16 protein-coding genes are annotated in these 18,923 nt (G+C 60.5%); 10 read left to right on the forward strand and 6 right to left on the reverse strand.

The window, feature by feature from the left end; all coding sequences use genetic code 11:
• Nucleotides 1-128 precede the first annotated feature (128 nt).
• Entirely contained in the window at nt 129-611 is a 483-nt protein-coding gene (locus ACQ4N7_RS21135) for a hypothetical protein (RefSeq protein WP_430713472.1), read from the forward strand.
• A gap of 103 nt (nt 612-714) precedes the next feature.
• Nucleotides 715-2,703: a glycine oxidase ThiO gene (gene thiO / locus ACQ4N7_RS21140; protein ID WP_430713473.1), complete on the forward strand. Its 1,989-nt coding sequence runs from the start codon at nt 715-717 to the stop codon at nt 2,701-2,703.
• 95 nt (nt 2,704-2,798) lie between these two features.
• Here thiO and ACQ4N7_RS21145 read toward each other — a convergent pair whose 3' ends face one another.
• The 5 genes from ACQ4N7_RS21145 to ACQ4N7_RS21165 form a co-directional block, all read right to left on the reverse strand.
• Complete coding sequence (locus ACQ4N7_RS21145) at nt 2,799-2,990, reverse strand: hypothetical protein (protein WP_430713474.1); 192 nt, start codon at nt 2,988-2,990, stop codon at nt 2,799-2,801.
• A gap of 173 nt (nt 2,991-3,163) precedes the next feature.
• On the reverse strand, nt 3,164-3,886 hold the full coding sequence (locus ACQ4N7_RS21150) for an acyltransferase (RefSeq protein ID WP_430713475.1): 723 nt from the start codon (nt 3,884-3,886) through the stop codon (nt 3,164-3,166).
• Between the two features lie 341 nt (nt 3,887-4,227).
• A complete protein-coding gene (locus tag ACQ4N7_RS21155; protein WP_430713476.1) occupies nt 4,228-4,542 on the reverse strand; it encodes a hypothetical protein in 315 nt (104 codons plus the stop codon).
• 149 nt (nt 4,543-4,691) lie between these two features.
• Nucleotides 4,692-5,471, reverse strand: a complete 780-nt coding sequence (locus ACQ4N7_RS21160) for an ABC transporter permease (RefSeq protein ID WP_430713477.1) — start codon at nt 5,469-5,471, stop codon at nt 4,692-4,694.
• Nucleotides 5,468-6,388, reverse strand: a complete 921-nt coding sequence (locus ACQ4N7_RS21165; protein WP_430713478.1) for an ATP-binding cassette domain-containing protein — start codon at nt 6,386-6,388, stop codon at nt 5,468-5,470. Before ACQ4N7_RS21165 ends, ACQ4N7_RS21160 begins: the two co-directional genes overlap by 4 nt.
• Nucleotides 6,389-6,794: 406 nt before the next feature.
• Between ACQ4N7_RS21165 and ACQ4N7_RS21170 the strand changes: the two genes are divergently transcribed.
• From ACQ4N7_RS21170 to ACQ4N7_RS21180, 3 genes are all read left to right on the forward strand, one after another.
• Nucleotides 6,795-10,553 carry an AAA family ATPase gene (locus ACQ4N7_RS21170; protein ID WP_430713479.1) on the forward strand — a complete coding sequence of 1,253 codons (3,759 nt, stop codon included), beginning with the start codon at nt 6,795-6,797 and terminating at the stop codon, nt 10,551-10,553.
• A 198-nt stretch (nt 10,554-10,751) separates the two neighbouring features.
• Nucleotides 10,752-12,905 carry a Tex family protein gene (locus ACQ4N7_RS21175; protein WP_430713480.1) on the forward strand — a complete coding sequence of 718 codons (2,154 nt, stop codon included), beginning with the start codon at nt 10,752-10,754 and terminating at the stop codon, nt 12,903-12,905.
• A gap of 141 nt (nt 12,906-13,046) precedes the next feature.
• Nucleotides 13,047-13,541: a SixA phosphatase family protein gene (locus ACQ4N7_RS21180; RefSeq protein ID WP_430713481.1), complete on the forward strand. Its 495-nt coding sequence runs from the start codon at nt 13,047-13,049 to the stop codon at nt 13,539-13,541.
• Here the strand turns inward: ACQ4N7_RS21180 and ACQ4N7_RS21185 are convergent.
• Nucleotides 13,538-14,449, reverse strand: a complete 912-nt coding sequence (locus ACQ4N7_RS21185) for a hypothetical protein (RefSeq protein ID WP_430713482.1) — start codon at nt 14,447-14,449, stop codon at nt 13,538-13,540. The two genes, ACQ4N7_RS21180 and ACQ4N7_RS21185, sit on opposite strands and share 4 nt — an antisense overlap.
• Nucleotides 14,450-14,661: 212 nt before the next feature.
• On the opposite strand from ACQ4N7_RS21185, the gene ACQ4N7_RS21190 reads away from it, so the two are divergent.
• The 5 genes from ACQ4N7_RS21190 to ACQ4N7_RS21210 all read left to right on the forward strand — a co-directional run bounded on the left by ACQ4N7_RS21190 (nt 14,662) and on the right by ACQ4N7_RS21210 (nt 18,764).
• The gene (locus ACQ4N7_RS21190) at nt 14,662-15,528 is read left to right on the forward strand and encodes an alpha/beta fold hydrolase (RefSeq protein WP_430713483.1); all 867 of its coding nucleotides are present in this window, start codon (nt 14,662-14,664) and stop codon (nt 15,526-15,528) included.
• The gene (locus ACQ4N7_RS21195) at nt 15,525-15,788 is read left to right on the forward strand and encodes a DUF3253 domain-containing protein (protein ID WP_430713484.1); all 264 of its coding nucleotides are present in this window, start codon (nt 15,525-15,527) and stop codon (nt 15,786-15,788) included. The genes ACQ4N7_RS21190 and ACQ4N7_RS21195 overlap by 4 nt, the downstream gene beginning before the upstream one ends.
• Nucleotides 15,789-15,844: 56 nt before the next feature.
• Entirely contained in the window at nt 15,845-17,026 is a 1,182-nt protein-coding gene (gene hpsO / locus ACQ4N7_RS21200) for a hormogonium polysaccharide biosynthesis glycosyltransferase HpsO (RefSeq protein WP_430713499.1), read from the forward strand.
• A gap of 108 nt (nt 17,027-17,134) precedes the next feature.
• Nucleotides 17,135-18,349, forward strand: a complete 1,215-nt coding sequence (hpsP, locus tag ACQ4N7_RS21205) for a hormogonium polysaccharide biosynthesis glycosyltransferase HpsP (RefSeq protein WP_430713485.1) — start codon at nt 17,135-17,137, stop codon at nt 18,347-18,349.
• Nucleotides 18,350-18,521: 172 nt separating this feature from the next.
• A complete protein-coding gene (locus ACQ4N7_RS21210; protein ID WP_106923857.1) occupies nt 18,522-18,764 on the forward strand; it encodes a DUF6761 family protein in 243 nt (80 codons plus the stop codon).
• Nucleotides 18,765-18,923 lie beyond the last annotated feature (159 nt).

Below are 18,923 nucleotides of genomic sequence, written 5' to 3' on the forward strand. Positions count from 1 at the left end.
ACGGCCCATTCGCGCCTTTAGACGGATATTTCTTGAGTTGGCATGTCTAAAGGGCCAAAAATCGAGCTTTTCGTGTCAACTGGGGCAATTTGCGCCATGATAAACCATAGGTATGGGTGAGGAAGGCCATGAATCGCTTCATTATCGGCGGCATTCTGGCGGCGATCGCGGTGATGCTAACCGGCGGGCTCAATCGACTGCTGAGCGATCGCTTTGAGAATGGCCCTGAGGGCACACAAATATCGAGCCTGAGCGACACAACGACTGAGGGCAACGGCAGTGACCTGGGTTCTGTACCCATCGAGCAGGCCGGGCAGCTGGTGCAGCGTCAGAGCGAGGTGGGCACCAGCGGCATTTCGGCTACGGGCAACAGCACCTTCACCGACCAGAACGGCAATCGCGCCACTATTTCTCCAAATACTACGGGTACGGTAGGGGCCAACGGCGTCACTCCCGCCCCCGGCAACGTGATTCCGCGCGCGGGTGAGGCGACTACCTTTCCCGCCGCGACGGGCGATATCGCTCCCGTTCAGCCGGGTCTGGTGCAGCCCGGTGAGGCGACTCGCCCCGCCCCTGACCCCGATTTAGACTCGATTCCGGCGCTGTGGTAGCGGCTCAGCGATCGCGTTATCGATCGCTCTACTCAGGCGTCTACCTGCGACCGTCGCGGCCTCAGGTGGCCTAAAATGGCAGTGAGCACTTGAGTTGAACGGCATGGTAAATCAGGGAATCGACGTCCTGGTGGTGGGCGGCGGCGTTATCGGCCTGGCGATCGCGCTGGAGCTACGGCAGCAGGGAGCCACAGTTACCGTGCTGAGCCGCAATTTTGCCCAGGCCGCCAGCCATGCCGCAGCCGGTATGCTGGCCCCCCAGGCCGAGGGCATAGCCCCCGGCCCCATGCGAGAGCTGTGCCTGGCCAGTTTGAGCCTCTATCCCACCTGGGTCAACAAGCTTGAAGCGCTGACTGGGCAGTCGGTGGGCTACTGGCCCTGCGGCATTTTGGCCCCGCGCCGTACGGCTTCCGCAGGTCTTGCCGATAGGCCAGCGGAGTGGCTAAGCGCTGCCACCCTAAACTACTACCAGCCGGGCTTGAGCGACACGGTTCAGGGTGCATTTTGGTACCCCGACGAGGGCCAGGTTGACAATCGGCTGCTGGTGCAGGCGCTGCGCCAGGCGGCGATCGATCTGGGCGTTACCCTGCACGAGGGCAGCGGGGCGATCGCGCTACAGCAGCACCAGGGCCAGGTTGAGCGAGTCTGCACCACCAATGCAGGTGACTTTAACGCCGACCACATTGTGCTGGCCACTGGGGCCTGGACCCACGAGCTGCTGCCCCTGCCGGTGTTTCCCAAAAAGGGCGAAATGGCCAGTCTGCGGGTGCCCCCCGGTGCCGATACGACCCAGCCGCTGCAGCGAGTGCTGTTTGGCGAAGACATCTACATCGTGCCCCGCCGCGACGGTCGCATTGTGCTGGGGGCCACCAGCCAGGATGCGGGCTTTGCGCCCCACAATACCGCTGGGGGGGTGAACCAGCTGCTGGGCAATGCGATCGCCCTGCTGCCCCAGCTGGCCAGCTTTACCCTCGACGAAACCTGGTGGGGCTATCGCCCCGCCACCCCCGACGAGTGGCCCATTCTGGGTCCCGGCCCCGCCGCCAACCTCACCCTGGCTACCGGCCACTACCGCAACGGCATTTTGCTCGCCCCCATCACCGCTCAGCTGGTGGCTCAGAGCGTTTTAGGCCAGGGGAATGCTCAGCTAGAGCCCTTTTCCTGGCGGCGATTCCACCCCCCTACCCCATCCCTTTCTGCCCCACCAACCCTTTCTTCACCCCCTTCGGCTATGACCTTCACCGATGTTGCCCCCGCCACCGTTCCCACACTAGGTACCGATTTGGCTCCCGTCCCTGGCGATTCCCCCCTGACCATCGCCGGGCGCACCTTTTCCTCGCGCCTGATGACCGGCACCGGCAAATATGACAACTTTGCCACCATGCGCCAGAGCATCGCCGCCAGCGGCTGCAACATTGTCACCGTGGCGGTGCGGCGGGTGCAGACCAACGCCCCCGGCCACGAGGGATTAGCTGAAGCCCTCGACTGGTCAAAGATCTGGATGCTGCCCAACACGGCGGGCTGCAAAACCGCCGAAGACGCCGTTCGCGTGGCGCGGCTGGGTCGCGAAATGGCCAAGCTGCTGGGCCAGGAAGACAACAACTTTGTCAAGCTCGAAGTCATTCCCGACGCCAAGTACCTGCTGCCCGACCCCATCGGCACCCTGGAAGCGGCTGAGCAGCTGGTCAAAGAGGGCTTTGCGGTGCTGCCCTACATCAACGCCGATCCGCTGCTGGCCAAGCGCCTCGAAGAGGCGGGCTGCGCCACCGTCATGCCCCTGGGCTCGCCGATCGGATCGGGCCAGGGCATTCGCAATGCCGCCAATATTCAAATCATTATCGAAAACGCCTCGGTGCCCGTGGTGGTCGATGCGGGCATTGGCACCCCCAGCGAAGCCGCCGAAGCGATGGAGATGGGAGCCGATGCGCTGCTGATTAACACCGCGATCGCCAAAGCCGCCGACCCCGTCGCCATGGGCCGCGCCATGGGTCTCGCCACCCTGGCCGGACGACTCGCCTACAGAGCCGGGCGCATTCCGGTGCAGGGCAAGGCGATCGCCAGCTCGCCGCTGACCGGACGCATCACCGAGTAAGGGAGAAGGGGGTGAGAATGATGAGGAGATGAGAACGTTAAGGAAGACTGAACTTCCTCATCCCGCCATTTCCCTATCCCCCCATCATCTGCTAGCTAGTCCAAAATCCTCACCCGCCCCACCTGAATTGCGTCAAACAGGCGGTTGACCTGCTTGCGCTCGCTCTCATCGACGGTGCCATCGGCCAGTACCAGGGCGGTTAGCTCCTGATACTGCGACTGGGTAATGGTGCGGGCTTGAATACACCGGCTAACCAGGTCGGTAATCGGGCAGTCAGGTGACGACATAGAGTAGAGCGGTTGAAGAATACTATGTACCTGTTTTAACCGCTCACTGTACCATTGCCCAACCGCAGAGAACCTGCCCAAACAAAACTTGGATTCAGGTAATCGATTCAAAACTAGCCGCTTAGCTCCATCAGTTGAGTTGCCGGGCTACCCAACTAAACGCACTGCGGTAGCTACGGCTTTACAGGAACTGATTTTGAAGTGGCATCAGACCGCCTGTACATAACCTTAGCCGGAACGCCCACTGCAACGGAAAAAGGTGGCAGGTTTTTAGTCACAACAGCCCCAGCTCCAATAACACTGCCGTGGCCAATCGTGACCCCGTCTAATACTCTTACACCAGTACCTAACCAACAGTCATCTTCAATGACAATCCCAGCACAAGATACGCCCTGCTTGCCAATTGGAGTATGAAGATCAGTAAAAATATGATTGTTGGCATAAATACTGACATGGGAAGCAATCATGCAGTTTTTGCCAATTCGAATATCACCTGGCCCGGCCATGCAAACGTAGGGACCTATGCAGGTTTGTTCTCCAATCTCAAGGCACCCGCCCAGGGCTTCAAGCGAAACGCCTCGATCTAACAAGACCTGTGGTTTTAAGATGATGCGACCATCAGGTTCGCCGCTATCGAGGCGAACCCTGTTGTCTATCGCTGAACCTGCTCCCAAAAAAATTCCCTTCGCTCCCCCTAGTTCTAGCTCCGTACCAAGATAGATTCCCTCGCCCAAATCGCCCAAAATTGAGCGGTAAAACAGACAGCGCAGACGATTGCCCAGCGAGAGTGGAACAGGGCCAAGAAGCGAGGTAAGAACGCGAGTTTTACGCTTTACCCAAATAGAGTTTAAGCGAGGCTTTTGCCCAGGCAATTTTTGCTCGAGAGTGTTATTCATTGTTGTCGCTAATTTGTTGAAGGTTCACGCTGCCAACAAGATGCAATCCCTGGTCGCCTAACGAACCGCCGTAAAAGCTTGTTTTGAGGGAGCTAAAGTGCAAGAGACAGAGCCTTAAGCCATTTTGATCTTGCTAAGCTGGCGAACAATTCTCCCAGCTTCAAAAATGACTTGAGCATCTGGGGCTTGCAAGTATCCCCAGACAGCAAAGAATAAAAGCTTTGGCCTAAAGAATGTGAAGAAATGGGCTCCAAACCCAATTTTCAAACGCACTCTGTCAGGGCTTTGAAGTACCTGCGTCAGGCTGCCTGGCACCCCTCCTGCTGTCATGATCAAGACAGCTATGGTGGAGTCAGCGGCCTCAAATAGATTGCTGTGTAACCCGTAGCTAAAATTCTCGTGTCGGTGAACGGCTTGCCGAGTTCACCATTGCCTTCTAGGCTTTGCTTAACTGTTGCGGTTCCTTGACCGCCTGCTTCCTGACTAGGCACAAAGCAAGCTATCGTTTTGAGCCATAAATGCGCTTTGTCCAGCACATTAGTTAGCTTTCCGTTGGGGTCAACATTCTGGGCCAGCGAAACCCCGGCAGAGGGCAGCACATCTGCTAGTGCTGCTCCCAAAGCTGGCTTAGAAATGCAACTGCCAACGAAATTCATCACTGACTCATGGCCGTATCGTTGATGCTCTGGAGCATAACCCAAGACCGAGGTCTACAGCAATCCTCCCTAAGTAAGATTAGGGATATTGACTGTAGATGGCGGTATTGAAGGAGACATCCCCATGCTTAAATTTTTGTGAAGGAGGGTCAGCTAAACAACCTTGGGTAGATGCGTAGGGCAGCAAGCCTAGCCATAACGACCATCCACCCAATTAGCCAGAGCAGCAGCAGGGGCCACCACGGCGGCAGCCCCAGGGGCCAGCGCAGCAGATCAACCAGCGAGGCCAGGGGTAAAAAACTGGCAAAGCGGGCCAGCAGCGGCGGCAGCGTATCGCGTGGAAAGTAGGTGCCGCAGAGGGTAAACATGGGAATGATGACCAGAAAAATCGGCACATTCACCTGATCGACCTTATTCACGGCCCCGGCCACCAGCAGGCCAAAGGCTCCAAACAGCAGGCTGCCAAGGATAATCAGCGGCAGCGACAGCACCAGGCTAGAGAAGTCGTAGAGGTTGGCAACTACCGCCACCAGGCCAGTCAGGGTACCCGCGATCGCCCCCTTGGTGGCCGCCCAAAACCAGTCGCCCAAAAACACGTCGGTATAGCTCAGCGGGGCCGTCAGCAGCGCTTGCCAGGTTTTTTGAAAGTTGAGTCGAATAAAGCTGCTGTAGGCCCCCTCAAAAAACGACTGAAACAGCACCCCGATCGCAATCATCCCCGGAGCCAAAAACCGCGAGTAGGGAATCATTTGCCCCAGGTACTCCACCTCGCCTATCAGGGGCGTGAGGCCGTAGCCAAAGGCCAGTAGATAGACAATCGGTTCAGAAATCGGCGGCAGGCAGTTGACCAACCAGGTGCTGCGATACACCTGAAAGTGCCGCCACCAGACCGAATACACCCCCCAGGGGGTCGCGGTGATTGATTTCATTCCAGCACGCTCCCGGTGAGTCGCAGAAACACATCTTCTAAGTTAGCGGGCCGCCGCAGGAGGCGACTGGGGTGGTGGGCCTCAATCTGGCTCCACACGGCCTCAGGCTCCCCATCGGGCAGGGTGACCAGGTGACCACTGCCAAAGGCCCGGTACCAGGCCCCGTGGCGATCGGCTAGGGCTTTGAGTCGGTCTGCATCAACACCCTCCACCTCGGCGACCTCACGGCCAATCACGCGGGCCACCAGGTCGGTGGGGGTGCCCTCGTCGATTACTTTGCCCGCCTGGAGGAGAAGGAGGCGATCGCACAGCCGCTGCGCCTCATCCATATAGTGCGTCGTCAGCAAAATACCGCAGCCATTCGCCTTCAGGTGCTGCACCAGCCGCCAAAAATCCTGGCGAGCGTCGGGGTCGAGGCCGGTTGTGGGCTCGTCTAAAAACACAATTTTGGGCTCATTCAGCAGGGCGCGAGCCAGCACCAGCCGCCGCTTCATGCCGCCGGAGAGGTCGTCAACCTGGGCCTCGGCCCGGTGCTCCAAATTGACCAGGGCCAGCAGTTCCCCCGCCCGCCGCCGCGCCGCCGCCCCGGTAATGCGGTAGTGGTGGGCAAAGTGAGTGAGGTTGTTGAAGACCGTAAAGTCGGGGTCGAGGTTGTCTTCTTGAGTCACGATGCCCATCTGGGCGCGGGCCAGCTGCCCCTGCCCCGGCAGCTGCCAGGGGCCAAACTGCACAAACCCCTTGGTGGGAATCACCGTGCCAAACAGCATGCCCACGGTAGTCGTTTTGCCCGCCCCGTTTGGCCCCAGCAGGCCCACAATCTCACCTGGGGCCAGGGTAAAGCTAATGCCCTGCACCACCGCCTCATCACCGTAGGTTTTCCAGAGATCGTAGGCCGTTAAACTCAGCGCATCAGACACAGCTCGCTCCCTCTATTGTCCCTGAACGGTTATCCCTAAACGGGTTTTTCTCAAAACTCTGAAGTATGGTTCGCCGGAGAATGGATCCCTTCACCAAACGCTAAGACCGCTGGTGGGCACTGCCCACCCTACATGGGAAATGTCTACCTTACCCACCCACTCATCTACCCATCCACCCACCCACTCCCCCAGGCACTCTAGCAAAATCCACCCCAATCCATCCTGATACCTCAGCTTGGCCCTGAAATATGAACTGGTAGATGCACCCTGATCATTCCCTGGCCCTTGGGTCGGGGGATTTTTTTTGCTTTAATTAGCCCGATTAGACTACAGCCCGCTTCGAAAAGTTCTGAAAAATTCAGGTAAACTGAGGCACGATCAGGGGTCATCTGTAGCTGACGGGCCAATGGACTTTGAGGAAATTGCTGTACTCATTAACCAGGTCGCCGTAGAGCGCAAGGGCCGCCCGCTTAAAGACGTAGAGCGCCTGGTGCTGAAGGGGTCGTGGGAGAACAAGACCTACTCGGCGATGGCAACCCCTACCGTCGGCTACACCGAAGACTACCTTAAGAAAGACGTTGGCCCTAAGCTCTGGCAGTTCCTTACCGAACTGGTCGATACCGATCGCCGGGGTATTCGAGTTACCAAGCGCAACATCCAAAATGTGCTGCAAACCTGGGCCGCGCAGGGGCTGGTGGAATCCGCTAGGGCTGACGAGGCACCGCCGCCATCGTCGCCTATCGGCGCTGGGCCAGCTGCCGCCCCAGTTTTGGTGGTACGCGACTCGCCTCGTATTGACCTGGCTGACTGCGGCGGGCGAGGTGCCGAGCTGGCCAACATTCAACGATGGATCTTAGACGAGCGCTGTCGCACGGTAGTGCTGTGGGGCCTGCCAGGGGTGGGTAAGACTACGCTGGCGGCGGCGGCGATCGCTGCGATCGGCCCCCAGGTCGACCAGTGCGGCTACCTGGCGCTACCCCCCGATGCCACCGACGAGGCGGTGCTAGCCGCTATCCTGCACTGGCTTAGCCCGACCGCGCCTAGCCTGTCGCCCCTGGCCGCAGTAGATTGGGTGCTCGACCAGCTAGAGCAGCGTCAGGTGCTGCTAATTCTCGATGATATGGAGCAGTTGTTTGAGCCGCAGCAGCTGCTGGGCACCTACCGGGCCGACACTGCGGCGATCCAGCAGCTGTTCCACCAGGGAGCCGAGCGCCATCATCAGAGCTGCTTGGTCTGGGTCAGTCGAGAAAAACCAGCCGATTTTGCCCAGGTGCAGGGGCCACGGGTGCAGGAATGCGCCCTGGGAGACCTGGTTGCCGACGACATTTGCCCCCTGCTGCAATCCCCTGCCGCCCCTACTGTAGCCCTGGAAGACTGGACCGCCCTAATCGATCGCTACGGCAGCCATCCTCTGGTGCTGCGGGGGGTAGGAGCCATTCTGCGCGACATGTACCAGGGGCAGCCCAAATCGCTGCTTCAGGCCCACGATCTGGTGGTGCCGATGGTGGTACAGCGCACGTTTACCCAGGCCCTAGAGCGGCTAGTAGCCGAAGAATGGGCCATTCTCTACGGGCTGGCCCTGGCCCAGGAGCCGGTCGCACACAACGACCTGATCGCCATTCTGCAACCCACGCCTGAAGATGGCGCGGTGCAGTCGGTGCTGGGGCGCGGCTGGGTGGTGAGCCTGCCTGTGGAAGGCGGCGGGCTGATGCTGAGCCTACAACCGATTGTGCAAACTCTGGTGCTGGAACGGCTGCACCAGGAACTCGTGGCTGAGCTAGAGGCTGAGGCGCTGGGGTGGTTGCAGCGGCTACCGCTCATTACCATGACGGCTCGCGAGGTTGTGCAGGAGCGCCAGCGAACCGCCATGCTGGTGCCCCTGGGGGATGAGATCCGGCTACGATACCCCACTGAGGGGGCACTGGCGGCCAAGGGCGATCGCCTGCTCAAGGCCCTATCTAGCCTGGCCAATCAGCCCGGCTACGGGGCCAGCAACCTGATTCACCTCTGCCACTACTGGGGGCTGAGGCTAAGCGGGGCCGACTTTTCGCAGCTGGCCATCTGCCAGGGCGACCTGCGGCAGGTGAGCCTGCAGGGAGCCAGCTTTAGCCAGGCTCAGTTTAGCGATACGGCCTTTGCCACCGCCCTGGGCCGCGACCCGGTGGCGGCCTTTAGCCCCGCCGCTGCCCCTGACCAGCGCCGCTACCTGGCTACAGGCGACCACGAAGGCCGCCTGCTGCTGTGGGATCTGCGGCGCGGCAAACTGGAATGGATGTTTGACGAAGACCAGTCTCAGGGGGTGCGATCGCTGGCCTTTAGCCCCCAGGGCGACCTGCTGGCGGTGGGCACCGAAACCGGGCAAATCTGGCTGTGGCCGGTGGGCACCACTTACCAAACCGATGTGCTCAGCTACCACCAGGTGGCGGTGGGGGCCCTGGCCTTTAGCCCCGACGGCAGTCAGCTGGCTTCGGGCGACGACAGCGGGCAACTGTGCCTGTGGGAAGTGGCCTCGGGGATCAGCCAGGGGCAGCTAGAGAGCCACCAGGGCCCCATTCACAGCCTGGCCTACAGCGCTGAGGGCGATCGCCTGGTCAGCGGCGGCGACGACCAGCGGGCCTGTCTGTGGCAAACGCGCGATCGCACCCTGCTCCAGAGCTTTCAGGCGCGATCGACGGCCAGTTTGCGCACCGCCGGGTTCCTCGCCGACCCCAACGACCCCGCCTGCCCCCCAATTCCCTTTGCGGCGGGCTACGACGACCACTGCCTCACCATTTGGAACCTCGAAACCGGCCTACCCTGCTGGATTTTGCCCGCCGATGTGCAGGCTCTACCCGCCCTGGCTATCAGCCCCAACGGGCGCTACCTGGTGTGCAGCTGCCAGGACTTCAGCGTCTCGGTGTGGGATATTCCTGAGCGCCGCGCCTGCTACACCCTGCCCTCGCTGGGGGCACCGGTCTGGGCGCTGGCCTTTAGCCCCGACAGTCGCTACTTTGTGACCGGCAGCAACTACACCATCAAACTGTGGAGCGCCAGACGGGGTCAGTGCTGGCGCAGCTTTCTGAGCCAGGCGCACCGGGTGGGCTGTTTGGCCCTCAGCGCTGATCCCAGTGCTGGCTCTGGCCTCGACTCCGGCTCCAGCACCATTCTGACCGGCCATGACGACAGCCACCTGCGCCTTTGGCAGATCAAAGCGGGCAACCCCTACGCCAGCGGACCTCGCATGCTGTCAGGGCACAGCGGCCCGGTTCGCACCGTAGCCCTCAGCGCCGATGGTCGGTGGCTGGCCAGCAGTGCCGATGACCAAACCCTGCGGCTCTGGTCGGCCATCAGTGGTGAGAGCCACTGGGTTTGGCCGATTGCGGCCCCCGTTACCCTGCTTAGCTTTAGCGCCAGCGGACGGTGGCTGGCCAGTGTGAGCCTGGCGGGCAACATTTCGATTTGGGATACGGCTACCGGCAGCTGCATTGGCGATTTAGACAGCACTCCGGATAGCCCGTCGGCCCTGACCTTTAATGCAGACGAAGACGGGCTGATCGTAGGGGCACGGGATGGCACGATTACCCTGTGGCCCCTCGATCGATATACCCGCGCTGGCGATTCAGGCGCAGGCGGCGAGCCGCACACTTTTAGCGCTCACCAGGGTCAGGTGCACGGGCTAGCGGTAAGTTTAGACGGGTCGATGCTGGCCAGCGCCAGTCACGACGGCACCGTGCGCTGGTGGGATCTGTCCAGCTATTCGAACAGCCGTGATTTGAGTAGCGCTATTGGCCCAACGCCCGCTCTAGGAGAGCTACGGGGTCAGTGGCAGCACCCCGCCGAACAGTGGCTTCAGGGTGTCACAACCAGTCCCAGCGGGGAGATTTTGGCAATTACCAGCGCGGCGACCCAGGTCGAAGTATGGGCCGTTGAGATTAACCAGCGTCGCCAGGTGCTCAAGGGCCATGGCCAGGATATTTGGCAGGTTGCCGTTAGCCCCAGCCGTACCCATCTGGTGACCGCCAGCCAGGATGATGAAATTCGCATCTGGGCCTTAGAGTCAGGCGTTTGCCAGCAGATCCTGCGGCCCGATCGCCCCTACGAAGGCGTCAATATCCGCGGGGCCACCGGGCTTTCAGACACTGAAGTCCGCATGCTCAAATCACTGGGGGCGATCGTCAGCTACTAACGGGTTTTCTGCCCTGGGGAGGGAACGGTTTTACCAGCGCATTGAGGAGTGGGAACGAGCGGCTTGCAGAGCTGCTCGCTCAAAATCGATGGATCGTTCTCCCAACAAGGCACCAGCTCACCCTTGGCCAGCAAACTCAAGCAGCCTGAGAAGATTTTCTCCTATTCTTGCAGGAGTACGGAGAATAAAGCAGCTTCCATGACGACTATTGCTAACACCATTGCCGCCGAGCTAGAGATTCGCCCTGCCCAGGTTGAGGCCACCCTGGAGCTCTTTGCCGAAGGAGCCACGGTGCCCTTCGTAGCCCGCTATCGCAAAGAGCGCACCGGAGATCTAGACGAGGTGCAGCTGCGGCAAATTGCCGAACGCCACCAGTACCTGAGCGAACTCGAAGACCGCCGCCAGACAGTGCTGAGCGAGATTGAATCGCAGGGCAAGCTGACTGAGGCGCTGAGATCTGCCATTCTGGCCTGTCAGCAAAAGACCGAGCTGGAAGACCTCTACTTGCCCTATCGGCCCAAGCGTCGCACTCGCGCCACTATGGCTAAAGAAAAGGGGCTGGAGCCGCTGGCCCAAAAGATTGAGGAGCTGAACAAAACAGGCCAGCGGGCAGTGCTGCTTCAGGCCGCTCAGGCGTTTGTGAATCCAGACAAGGGCGTTTTGTCGGCGGATGATGCCCTGCAGGGAGCGGCGGATATTCTGGCGGAGCAGGTGGCGGAGCGGGCAGAACTGCGGCGGTACGTGCGCGATCGCCTGCTCCACCACGGCCAGTTTACCGCCAGCATCAAAAAAGACCATCCCGAGGGCACCACCAAGTACGAAATGTACCGGGCCTACCAGGCCCCGGCGCGGGCGATCGCCTCCCACAACCTGCTGGCGCTGCTGCGCGGCGAGCGGGAAGGTATTCTCAAAGTCGGGCTGGTGCTGGAGGAGGAGCCGGTTCTGCACACCCTCGAAAAGCGGGTGGTCAAAACCCCGGTGCCCGACCTTCGCCAGTTCTACCGCACCCTGATTCAAGACGCCTACAGTCGGTTAATGAAGCCGTCGCTGACCAGCGAGGTAATGGCGGAGAAGAAAGCCTGGGCCGATGAGGTATCGATTCAAACCTTTGAGGCCAACCTCAAGAACCTGCTGCTGTCGCCTCCGGCGGGTATGAAGCCGACGCTGGGCGTCGATCCGGGCTTTCGCACCGGCTGCAAGGTGGCGGCGGTAGATGGCACCGGCAAGTTTTTGGAGTACCAGGCGATCTTTCCGCACCAGTCGGCCCGGCAGCGGCAGCAGGCCGCCGAAACCCTGGCGGGCATGATTCGCAAGCACCGCATTGAGCTAATTGCGATCGGCAACGGCACCGCCAGCCGCGAGACCGACGCCTTTGTGGGGGAGGTGCTCAAAACCCTGCCTAATCCGCCCGTAAAAGTGTTTGTGAATGAGTCGGGGGCGTCGATCTATTCGGCCAGCGAGGTGGCGGCGGCGGAGTTTCCCGATTTGGATGTGACGGTGCGGGGGGCGATCAGCATTGCCCGCCGCCTGCAAGACCCCCTGGCGGAGCTAGTGAAAATTGATCCCAAGTCAATTGGCGTGGGCCAGTACCAGCACGATGTCGACCAGAAGCGGCTGAAGCAAAAGCTCGACGACACGATCGAGAGCTGCGTCAACTACGTGGGCGTTGACCTCAATATGGCCTCTAAGGAACTGTTGACCTATGTGTCGGGCATTACCCCAGCGGTGGCGGGCAACATTGTCGAACACCGCAACGCCAGCGGAGCGTTTCAGTCGCGGCGCGAGCTGCTCAAAGTAAAGAAGCTGGGGCCAAAGGCGTTTGAGCAGGCGGCGGGGTTTCTGCGCATTCGCGACGGCAAAAACCCGCTCGACAATACCGCCGTGCACCCTGAGAGCTACGGCATTGTGGATGCGATCGCAGCCGATCTATCTATCCCCGTCACCCAGCTGCCCCAGGCGGCCGATCGCCTCCAGCGCCTCGATATTAAAAAGTACACCACCGCGGCGGCGGGCGTACTGACCCTGCGCGACATTTTGCAGGAGCTAGAGAAGCCCGGTCGCGACCCCCGCGAGCAGTTCACCTACGCCCGCTTTCAGGAGGGCATCAACGAAATCACCGACCTGAAGCCGGGCATGACCCTGGAGGGCAGTGTTACCAACGTCACCAACTTTGGCGCGTTTGTCGATGTGGGGGTCCACCAGGACGGGCTGGTGCACATTTCGCAGATGGCCGATCGCTTTGTCAGCGACCCCAACGACATCGTCAAGGTGGGCCAAGTGGTAACGGTGCGGGTAATGGAGGTCGACCCTAAGCTCAAGCGCATTAGCCTGTCAATGCGGGCAGCATCCTGATCTCCAGGAAAACTTTATCGCCAGCATTGATTCCATTGCGGCAATCCCCTAAGGTAGGCAAGGAGAATCGCCCCAGGGCAGCGCCCGAGCGAGGCCACAGCACCAATTCAGCGCCGATGGAGCGCCCATTTAGCGATCGGTATGACCAAACAGCTCATTCTCTTTCGCCACGGCAAGTCAGACTGGAATGCTGGCTCTGGCCGCGATCGCGATCGCCCCGTGGCCGAACGAGGCATTACCGCCGCCAAAACCATGGGCAAGCTGCTGGCGGCGGCGGGTAAAGTCCCCGATTTCGCCATCACCTCGTCAGCGGTGCGGGCTCGCACGACCCTGGAGCTGGCCGCCGAGGCGGGCGGCTGGAAATGCTCCATTGAGGTCACCGATGAGCTCTACGAAGCCGCGATCGAGCAGGTGCTAGAGGTGATTCACCGGGTGCCTGACCACCACGGCTCGCTCATGCTGGTCGGCCACCAGCCCACCTGGTCTGACGCCATCACCTACTTCATGGGCGGCGGTGCGGTGCCCATGCCGACGGCGGCGATGGCCTGTCTGGAGTTTGAGGTGGCCTCCTGGGCGCAGGTCGAATACGGTCGCGGCACGCTGCTGTGGCTGTTGCCCCCCCGTTTGTTTGTCTAGCGCGGCTGCCGGATCCGCGCGGCTGCCGCGCGGGGCGCAAGGCTATAGGCTCTCAGGTTATCGCCTTCAATCACGACCACGCCTACAGCGGTCTTGACGTAGACCTTGCCCTCTCGGGTGCACACCACCGAGGCCAGGGCGGGGTTGGCGGAGGCAGGGGGCTGAGCTGTCGGTGGGGCCGGTGACGCAGCGGGTGGTGTGGCAATGGGGCGAGGGGGCGGTGGGGCGGCCTTAACTGGCTGAGTTGGGGGCCTTGAGCCTGTTTGCTCTACGGAAGCAGAGTCTACCGCTACAGGTGGGGCGAGCGGTGCAGAGAGGTGAGCCGATGAGTCCTTTGCTGCCTTGGTTGACCAGAGCCGGGTCTCTTCCCCTGCTTCAGCCAAGTCTTTTTCGAGCCAGACCATCATGTCGTCGCCGTAGTGGACGGTCTCGCCGCGCAGGGTCTCAATGTAGAGGGTGCCGCTGTTGATGGCAATGTCGCGGATGGGGTACCACTGGTTTTGAGTCAGCACAAACAGGTCAAGCTGTAGGGTGCGGTTGCCCCGACGGCTGGAGCGAATCCACCACTGTTTCCAAAGCTGACGGGCCTCGGTGTAGTTCATGCGGTAGCCCACGGGAATGACGGAGTGGGCGTAGCACAGCACCTGACTATCTAGCCCCTGACCGATGGGCATGAAGTGGTAATCAAGCAAAATTTGGTGTAGGAGATCCGTGTAGTCGGTGTTGCGACGGACCTCAATGCGAGGGGGCGTCGCAGCGTCGTAGGCCGTAGCCAGCAGCTTGCCTTTGCGGTCTAGCAGCTGGCGCATGCCGTTGGCGGGCTGAATACGCAGAGACTGGTTTGCTTCTAGGGTGGCATCGCCTGAGGCAAACCACTGCAGCAGCGTCAAATCATCAGGTGCGGTCATAGCAAAAACACCCCCAGGGCACAAAACCAGAGCTAAGCGCTGGTAGACCTAACGTCAAATCGCGATCGCGCTTCACCGTAAAAGACAGCGATCAGCAACTATCGCAGGCTTATTAAGCCCACCTGACAGGCTCGGTCAGCCATAGCACCTGGCCAGCAGTGGTTAAACCGCTAAATTGAAATAGATCTACATCCTTATCACCACAAGAGACTATGACGGCAGCAGTCAGTCCACAGCACGGGTTTTTAGACACTAACGGCGTGCGCCTGCACTACGTCAGCCGGGGGCAGGGGCCGCTGATGCTCTTTTTGCACGGCTTTCCGGAATGTTGGTACTCGTGGCGGCACCAGCTCGACTATTTCGCCGATCGCTATACCTGCGTCGCCCTCGACCTGCGGGGCTACAACGACAGCGATAAGCCCGCAGGGCTAGAGGCCTACCGCCTCAGTGTTTTAGTAGACGATGTGCGAGGTGCGATCGGGGCGCTGGGTTATGAGCGGGCTATTCTGGTCGGTCACGACTGGGGGGGCGCGATCGCCTGGGCCTTGGCCGACGCCCACCCCGAGCGGCTAAATGCCCTCATTGTCATGAACATTCCCCACCCGGCTAAGTTTGTTGAGGGGCTGCGCACCCCCCAACAGCTGTTGCGCAGTTGGTACATTGCGGCCTTTCAGCTGCCGCTGCTGCCTGAGCTGCTGCTGCAAGCGGGCGACTACTGGGCGATCGAGCAAGCCCTACGGGGAATGGCCGTCGATTCAGCCACCTTCAGTGATGCCGATTTGCAAATCTATAAAACCGCCGCCGCCAAACCCGGTGCCCTCACCGCTATGGTCAACTACTACCGGGCCTTCGCCCTGAGCGGCGAGTGGCAGCAGTCTTGGCGAGTGCTCGACATGCCCACTCTCATGATTTGGGGCGAAGACGATGCCGCCCTCGGCAAGGAACTCAGCTTTGGCACCGAAGCCTACGTGCGCGACCTGCAGCTGCGCTACATTCCCCACTGCAGCCACTGGGTCCAGCAAGAACGCCCCCACCAGGTCAACGCCCTGATCAGCGAATTTCTCGCCGCCAAATCGTGAGCATCTCTGCCGACAAGATTCGCACCACGCTGCTGGCCCTGGTACAGCAGCGCCGCCCTGACAAAACCCTTTGCCCCTCAGAGGTGGCCCGCGCCCTGAGTGCCGAACAATGGCGCGACCTGATGCCCGCCGTTCGCGAGGTCGGCATTGAGCTGGCGGCCCAAGGGCAGATTGTGGTCACCCAAAAGGGGCAGGTAGTCGATCCGCGAACCGCCAAGGGGCCGATTCGGTACGGGCAGGGGAAACGGCTGAGCGAATAGGGAAATGAGGAAATTTGGGCATGCTAGGCATGTCCCACCTGTGGAGTGCCGCTGCCATGCGGGTGCTTGTGCTCAGCCACACCTACATCGTTGACCTCAACCGCGAAAAGCTGCGCGCTCTGGCCCAGCTTTCTGCTGATATCGAGGTGGTGGTGGGCGTGCCCCGGCGCTGGCAACCCGGCGGCGTGCAGAATCAGCTCATCGTTTCAGAACCCCTCCAGGAAGGCAACTTTCGGGTGCAGCCCCTGGGCAACCTGAGCCAAAACAACCAGGGTTTGCTCACCTTTGGCCCCGACCTGATACAGCTGCTGCGGCAGTTTCGCCCCCAGGTCATTCAGGTAGAGCAGGGATCCAGAGCGCTGGCCTACGCCCAAACCATCACCCTCAATCGCCTGCTGGGGTTAGGGGCCAAAAATGTCTTCTTTACCTGGTGGAATTTACCCTACCAGCTCAGGTTTCCAATTTCTGCCCTGGAAGCCTACAACCTGCGCCACACCCACGGGCTGGTGGTGGGCAACCAGGATGGGGCCGATATTTTGCGCGATCGCGGCTACACCGCCCCCTACCAGGTCATGCCCCAGCTCGGCGTCGACGAAACCCTCTTTCGCCCTCAGCCCCAGCCAGATCTAGCCGCCGCCCTCGATATTCCCAGCGATGCCTTTGTGGTGGGCTACTGCGGCCGCTTTGTCCCTGAAAAAGGGCTGCTCACCCTCTGCGACGCCCTGGCAACGCTGCGCGATCGGCCCCAGCGGTGGGTGTGGCTGCTGGTGGGCCGGGGCGAACTGCGCGATCGCATTCAGTCTAAGGCTGATGGGCTAGGCATAGGCGATCGCCTGCGCTGGGTCACCGACATTCCCCACGACCAGATACCCCACTACATCAACCTCATGCACACCCTGGTGCTGCCCTCCGAAACTACCGACCAGTTCAAAACCCTCACCGCCACCGGCTGGAAAGAGCAATTTGGCCATGTGCTGATCGAAGCCATGGCCTGCGCCGTCCCCGTCATCGGCTCCGACTCCGGCGAAATTCCCCACGTCATTGACCAGGCTGGCCTCGTCTTTCCCGAAGGCAATGCCCCAGCCCTGGCTGAGCACCTGCGCCTCTTGCTAGAGAATCCTGAACAGCGGCAGTCCTTAGCAGAAGCAGGCTACCACCGGGCAATGAGCCACTACACAAACCGGGCATTGGCGAAACAGCTGCTAGAGTTTTACCGGGAAATCGGGGTAGAGGGGTGATGTGGGGGACAAAGGGCAAAATTCGAAAGGCATAACTTTGAACTCTCAATTTTGAATTTTGAATTCATCCACCCATCCACCCCCTCACCCCCTACTCCCCACTTCCCCATGCGCGTTCTCCAAATCGTCCCCTCCATCTCCCTCATCTACGGCGGCCCCAGCCAGATGGTGCGGGGATTCGCCCAGGGGTTGGCCGCAGCAGGGGCAGAGGTCACCGTACTCACAACCAACGCCAATGGCGATGTGGGACAGCCGCCGCTGAACGTTCCCCTGGAGGTGCCGGTGCTAGAAGACAATTACACGGTGCGCTACTTTAGCTGTTCACCCTGGCGACGGTACAAGTTTTCAGCCGGGTTGCTGAGATGGCTGTATCAGCACGGCCACGAGTACGACCTGGCCCACATTCACGCGCTGTTTTCGCCCCTGAGTACGGCGGCGGCGACGGTGGCGCGGTGGCAGGGGCTGCCCTACATCCTGAGGCCCCTGGGCACCCTCGATCCTGCTGATTTGCAGAAAAAGAAGCGTCTCAAGCAGGTCTATGGCCGGTGTTTGGAAGCCCCTAATATCGCCGGGGCGGCGGCGCTCCACTTCACCAGCCCAATCGAGGCGGATGTGTCCTATCGATTCGGAGCGCAGGCGCAAGACTGGGTGATTCCCCTGGGGGTCCAACCGCTGCCTAAGCTGCCCGACGATGAGCGCCAGAGGATTTTGGCGCGGCTGGGGATTGCTCAGCCGCGACCCCTGGTGCTCTACCTCTCTCGCCTCGACCCTAAAAAGGGACTAGATTTGCTGCTGCCCGCTCTGGAGCAAATTACGGCCCAGGGTATGGATTTTCAGCTGGTGCTGGCGGGGGGCAATCCCCAAGATTCGGGGTATGAGAAAGCGGTGGGCGATCGCATTCGCGCCTCTGTTTTGAGCGATCGCACCGTGCTGACCGGCTTTGTCACCGGCCCTACCAAAGCCGCCCTGCTGGAGGCCGCCGACCTGTTTGTGCTGCCCTCCTACTACGAGAACTTCGGCATTGCCGTGGCTGAGGCGATGGCCGCTGGCGTCCCGGTCGTAGTGTCGAAGGGGGTCTACATCTGGCCCGACATTGCCGCTAGCGGCAGCGGCTGGGTGTGCGAGCTGAGCATAGAAGGCGTTGCCCAGGCCCTGACGGAAGCATTGGGAAATTCAGCCCAGCGGCAGCTGCGAGGGCAGCAGGCCCGGATATATGCTCAAAATAGTTACGAATGGGGCGCGATCGCTCAAAAAACCCTGGCCGCCTACGCGACTGTGCTACCGCAGCCGTCAGCCAGCACCAAGTCTCTATCCTCTAGGTAGCCTATGTCTGGATAGTGTCACAATCCGCACTTCCTGCCGATCAGGAAACGGTGTATAAAGATACGTATAAAGGTACGTTAAGGAACCCATTAAATTTTTCACCCCTTGGTGGAAAATTTAAACATAGAGCGAGATCTACCCCTAGCCACCCAGCGTTACAGGTCAACCTCCCATGCTTCAGGATGCCAAAGCGATTCGGTACTACCAGCGGATTACCGACGCCTTCGTCGATCAGTGGAACCGGGGCTATCGCACCAGCGACCTCCGACTCTTTCTCGAAGGCTATCTGGCGGCGCTTCGCCACTCCGATGCCCTCGAACCCTACTGGGTGCATCGCCTTGAGGAAGACACCATCCGCTATCTCAACGACCCGTCGAATTTTGCTGTTCCCCTGCCCGAACCCGAAATTTATTGATGCCTAGGGCCGCTAATGTCGATTAGCGGCTTTTTAATTGCCGTAGCGTAAAGGTCGAGGATTCCGCAGGTGGAGCCTAGTCCGTCACCTTGTCCAGGGTGTGGAGTGATGGACCTTGCTTTCCTATCCTTTTGATCAGCAACAAAAAAGCTCCTGCCC

Source organism: Nodosilinea sp. AN01ver1 (genome assembly GCF_050565655.1).
Lineage (GTDB): Bacteria > Cyanobacteriota > Cyanobacteriia > Phormidesmidales > Phormidesmidaceae > Nodosilinea.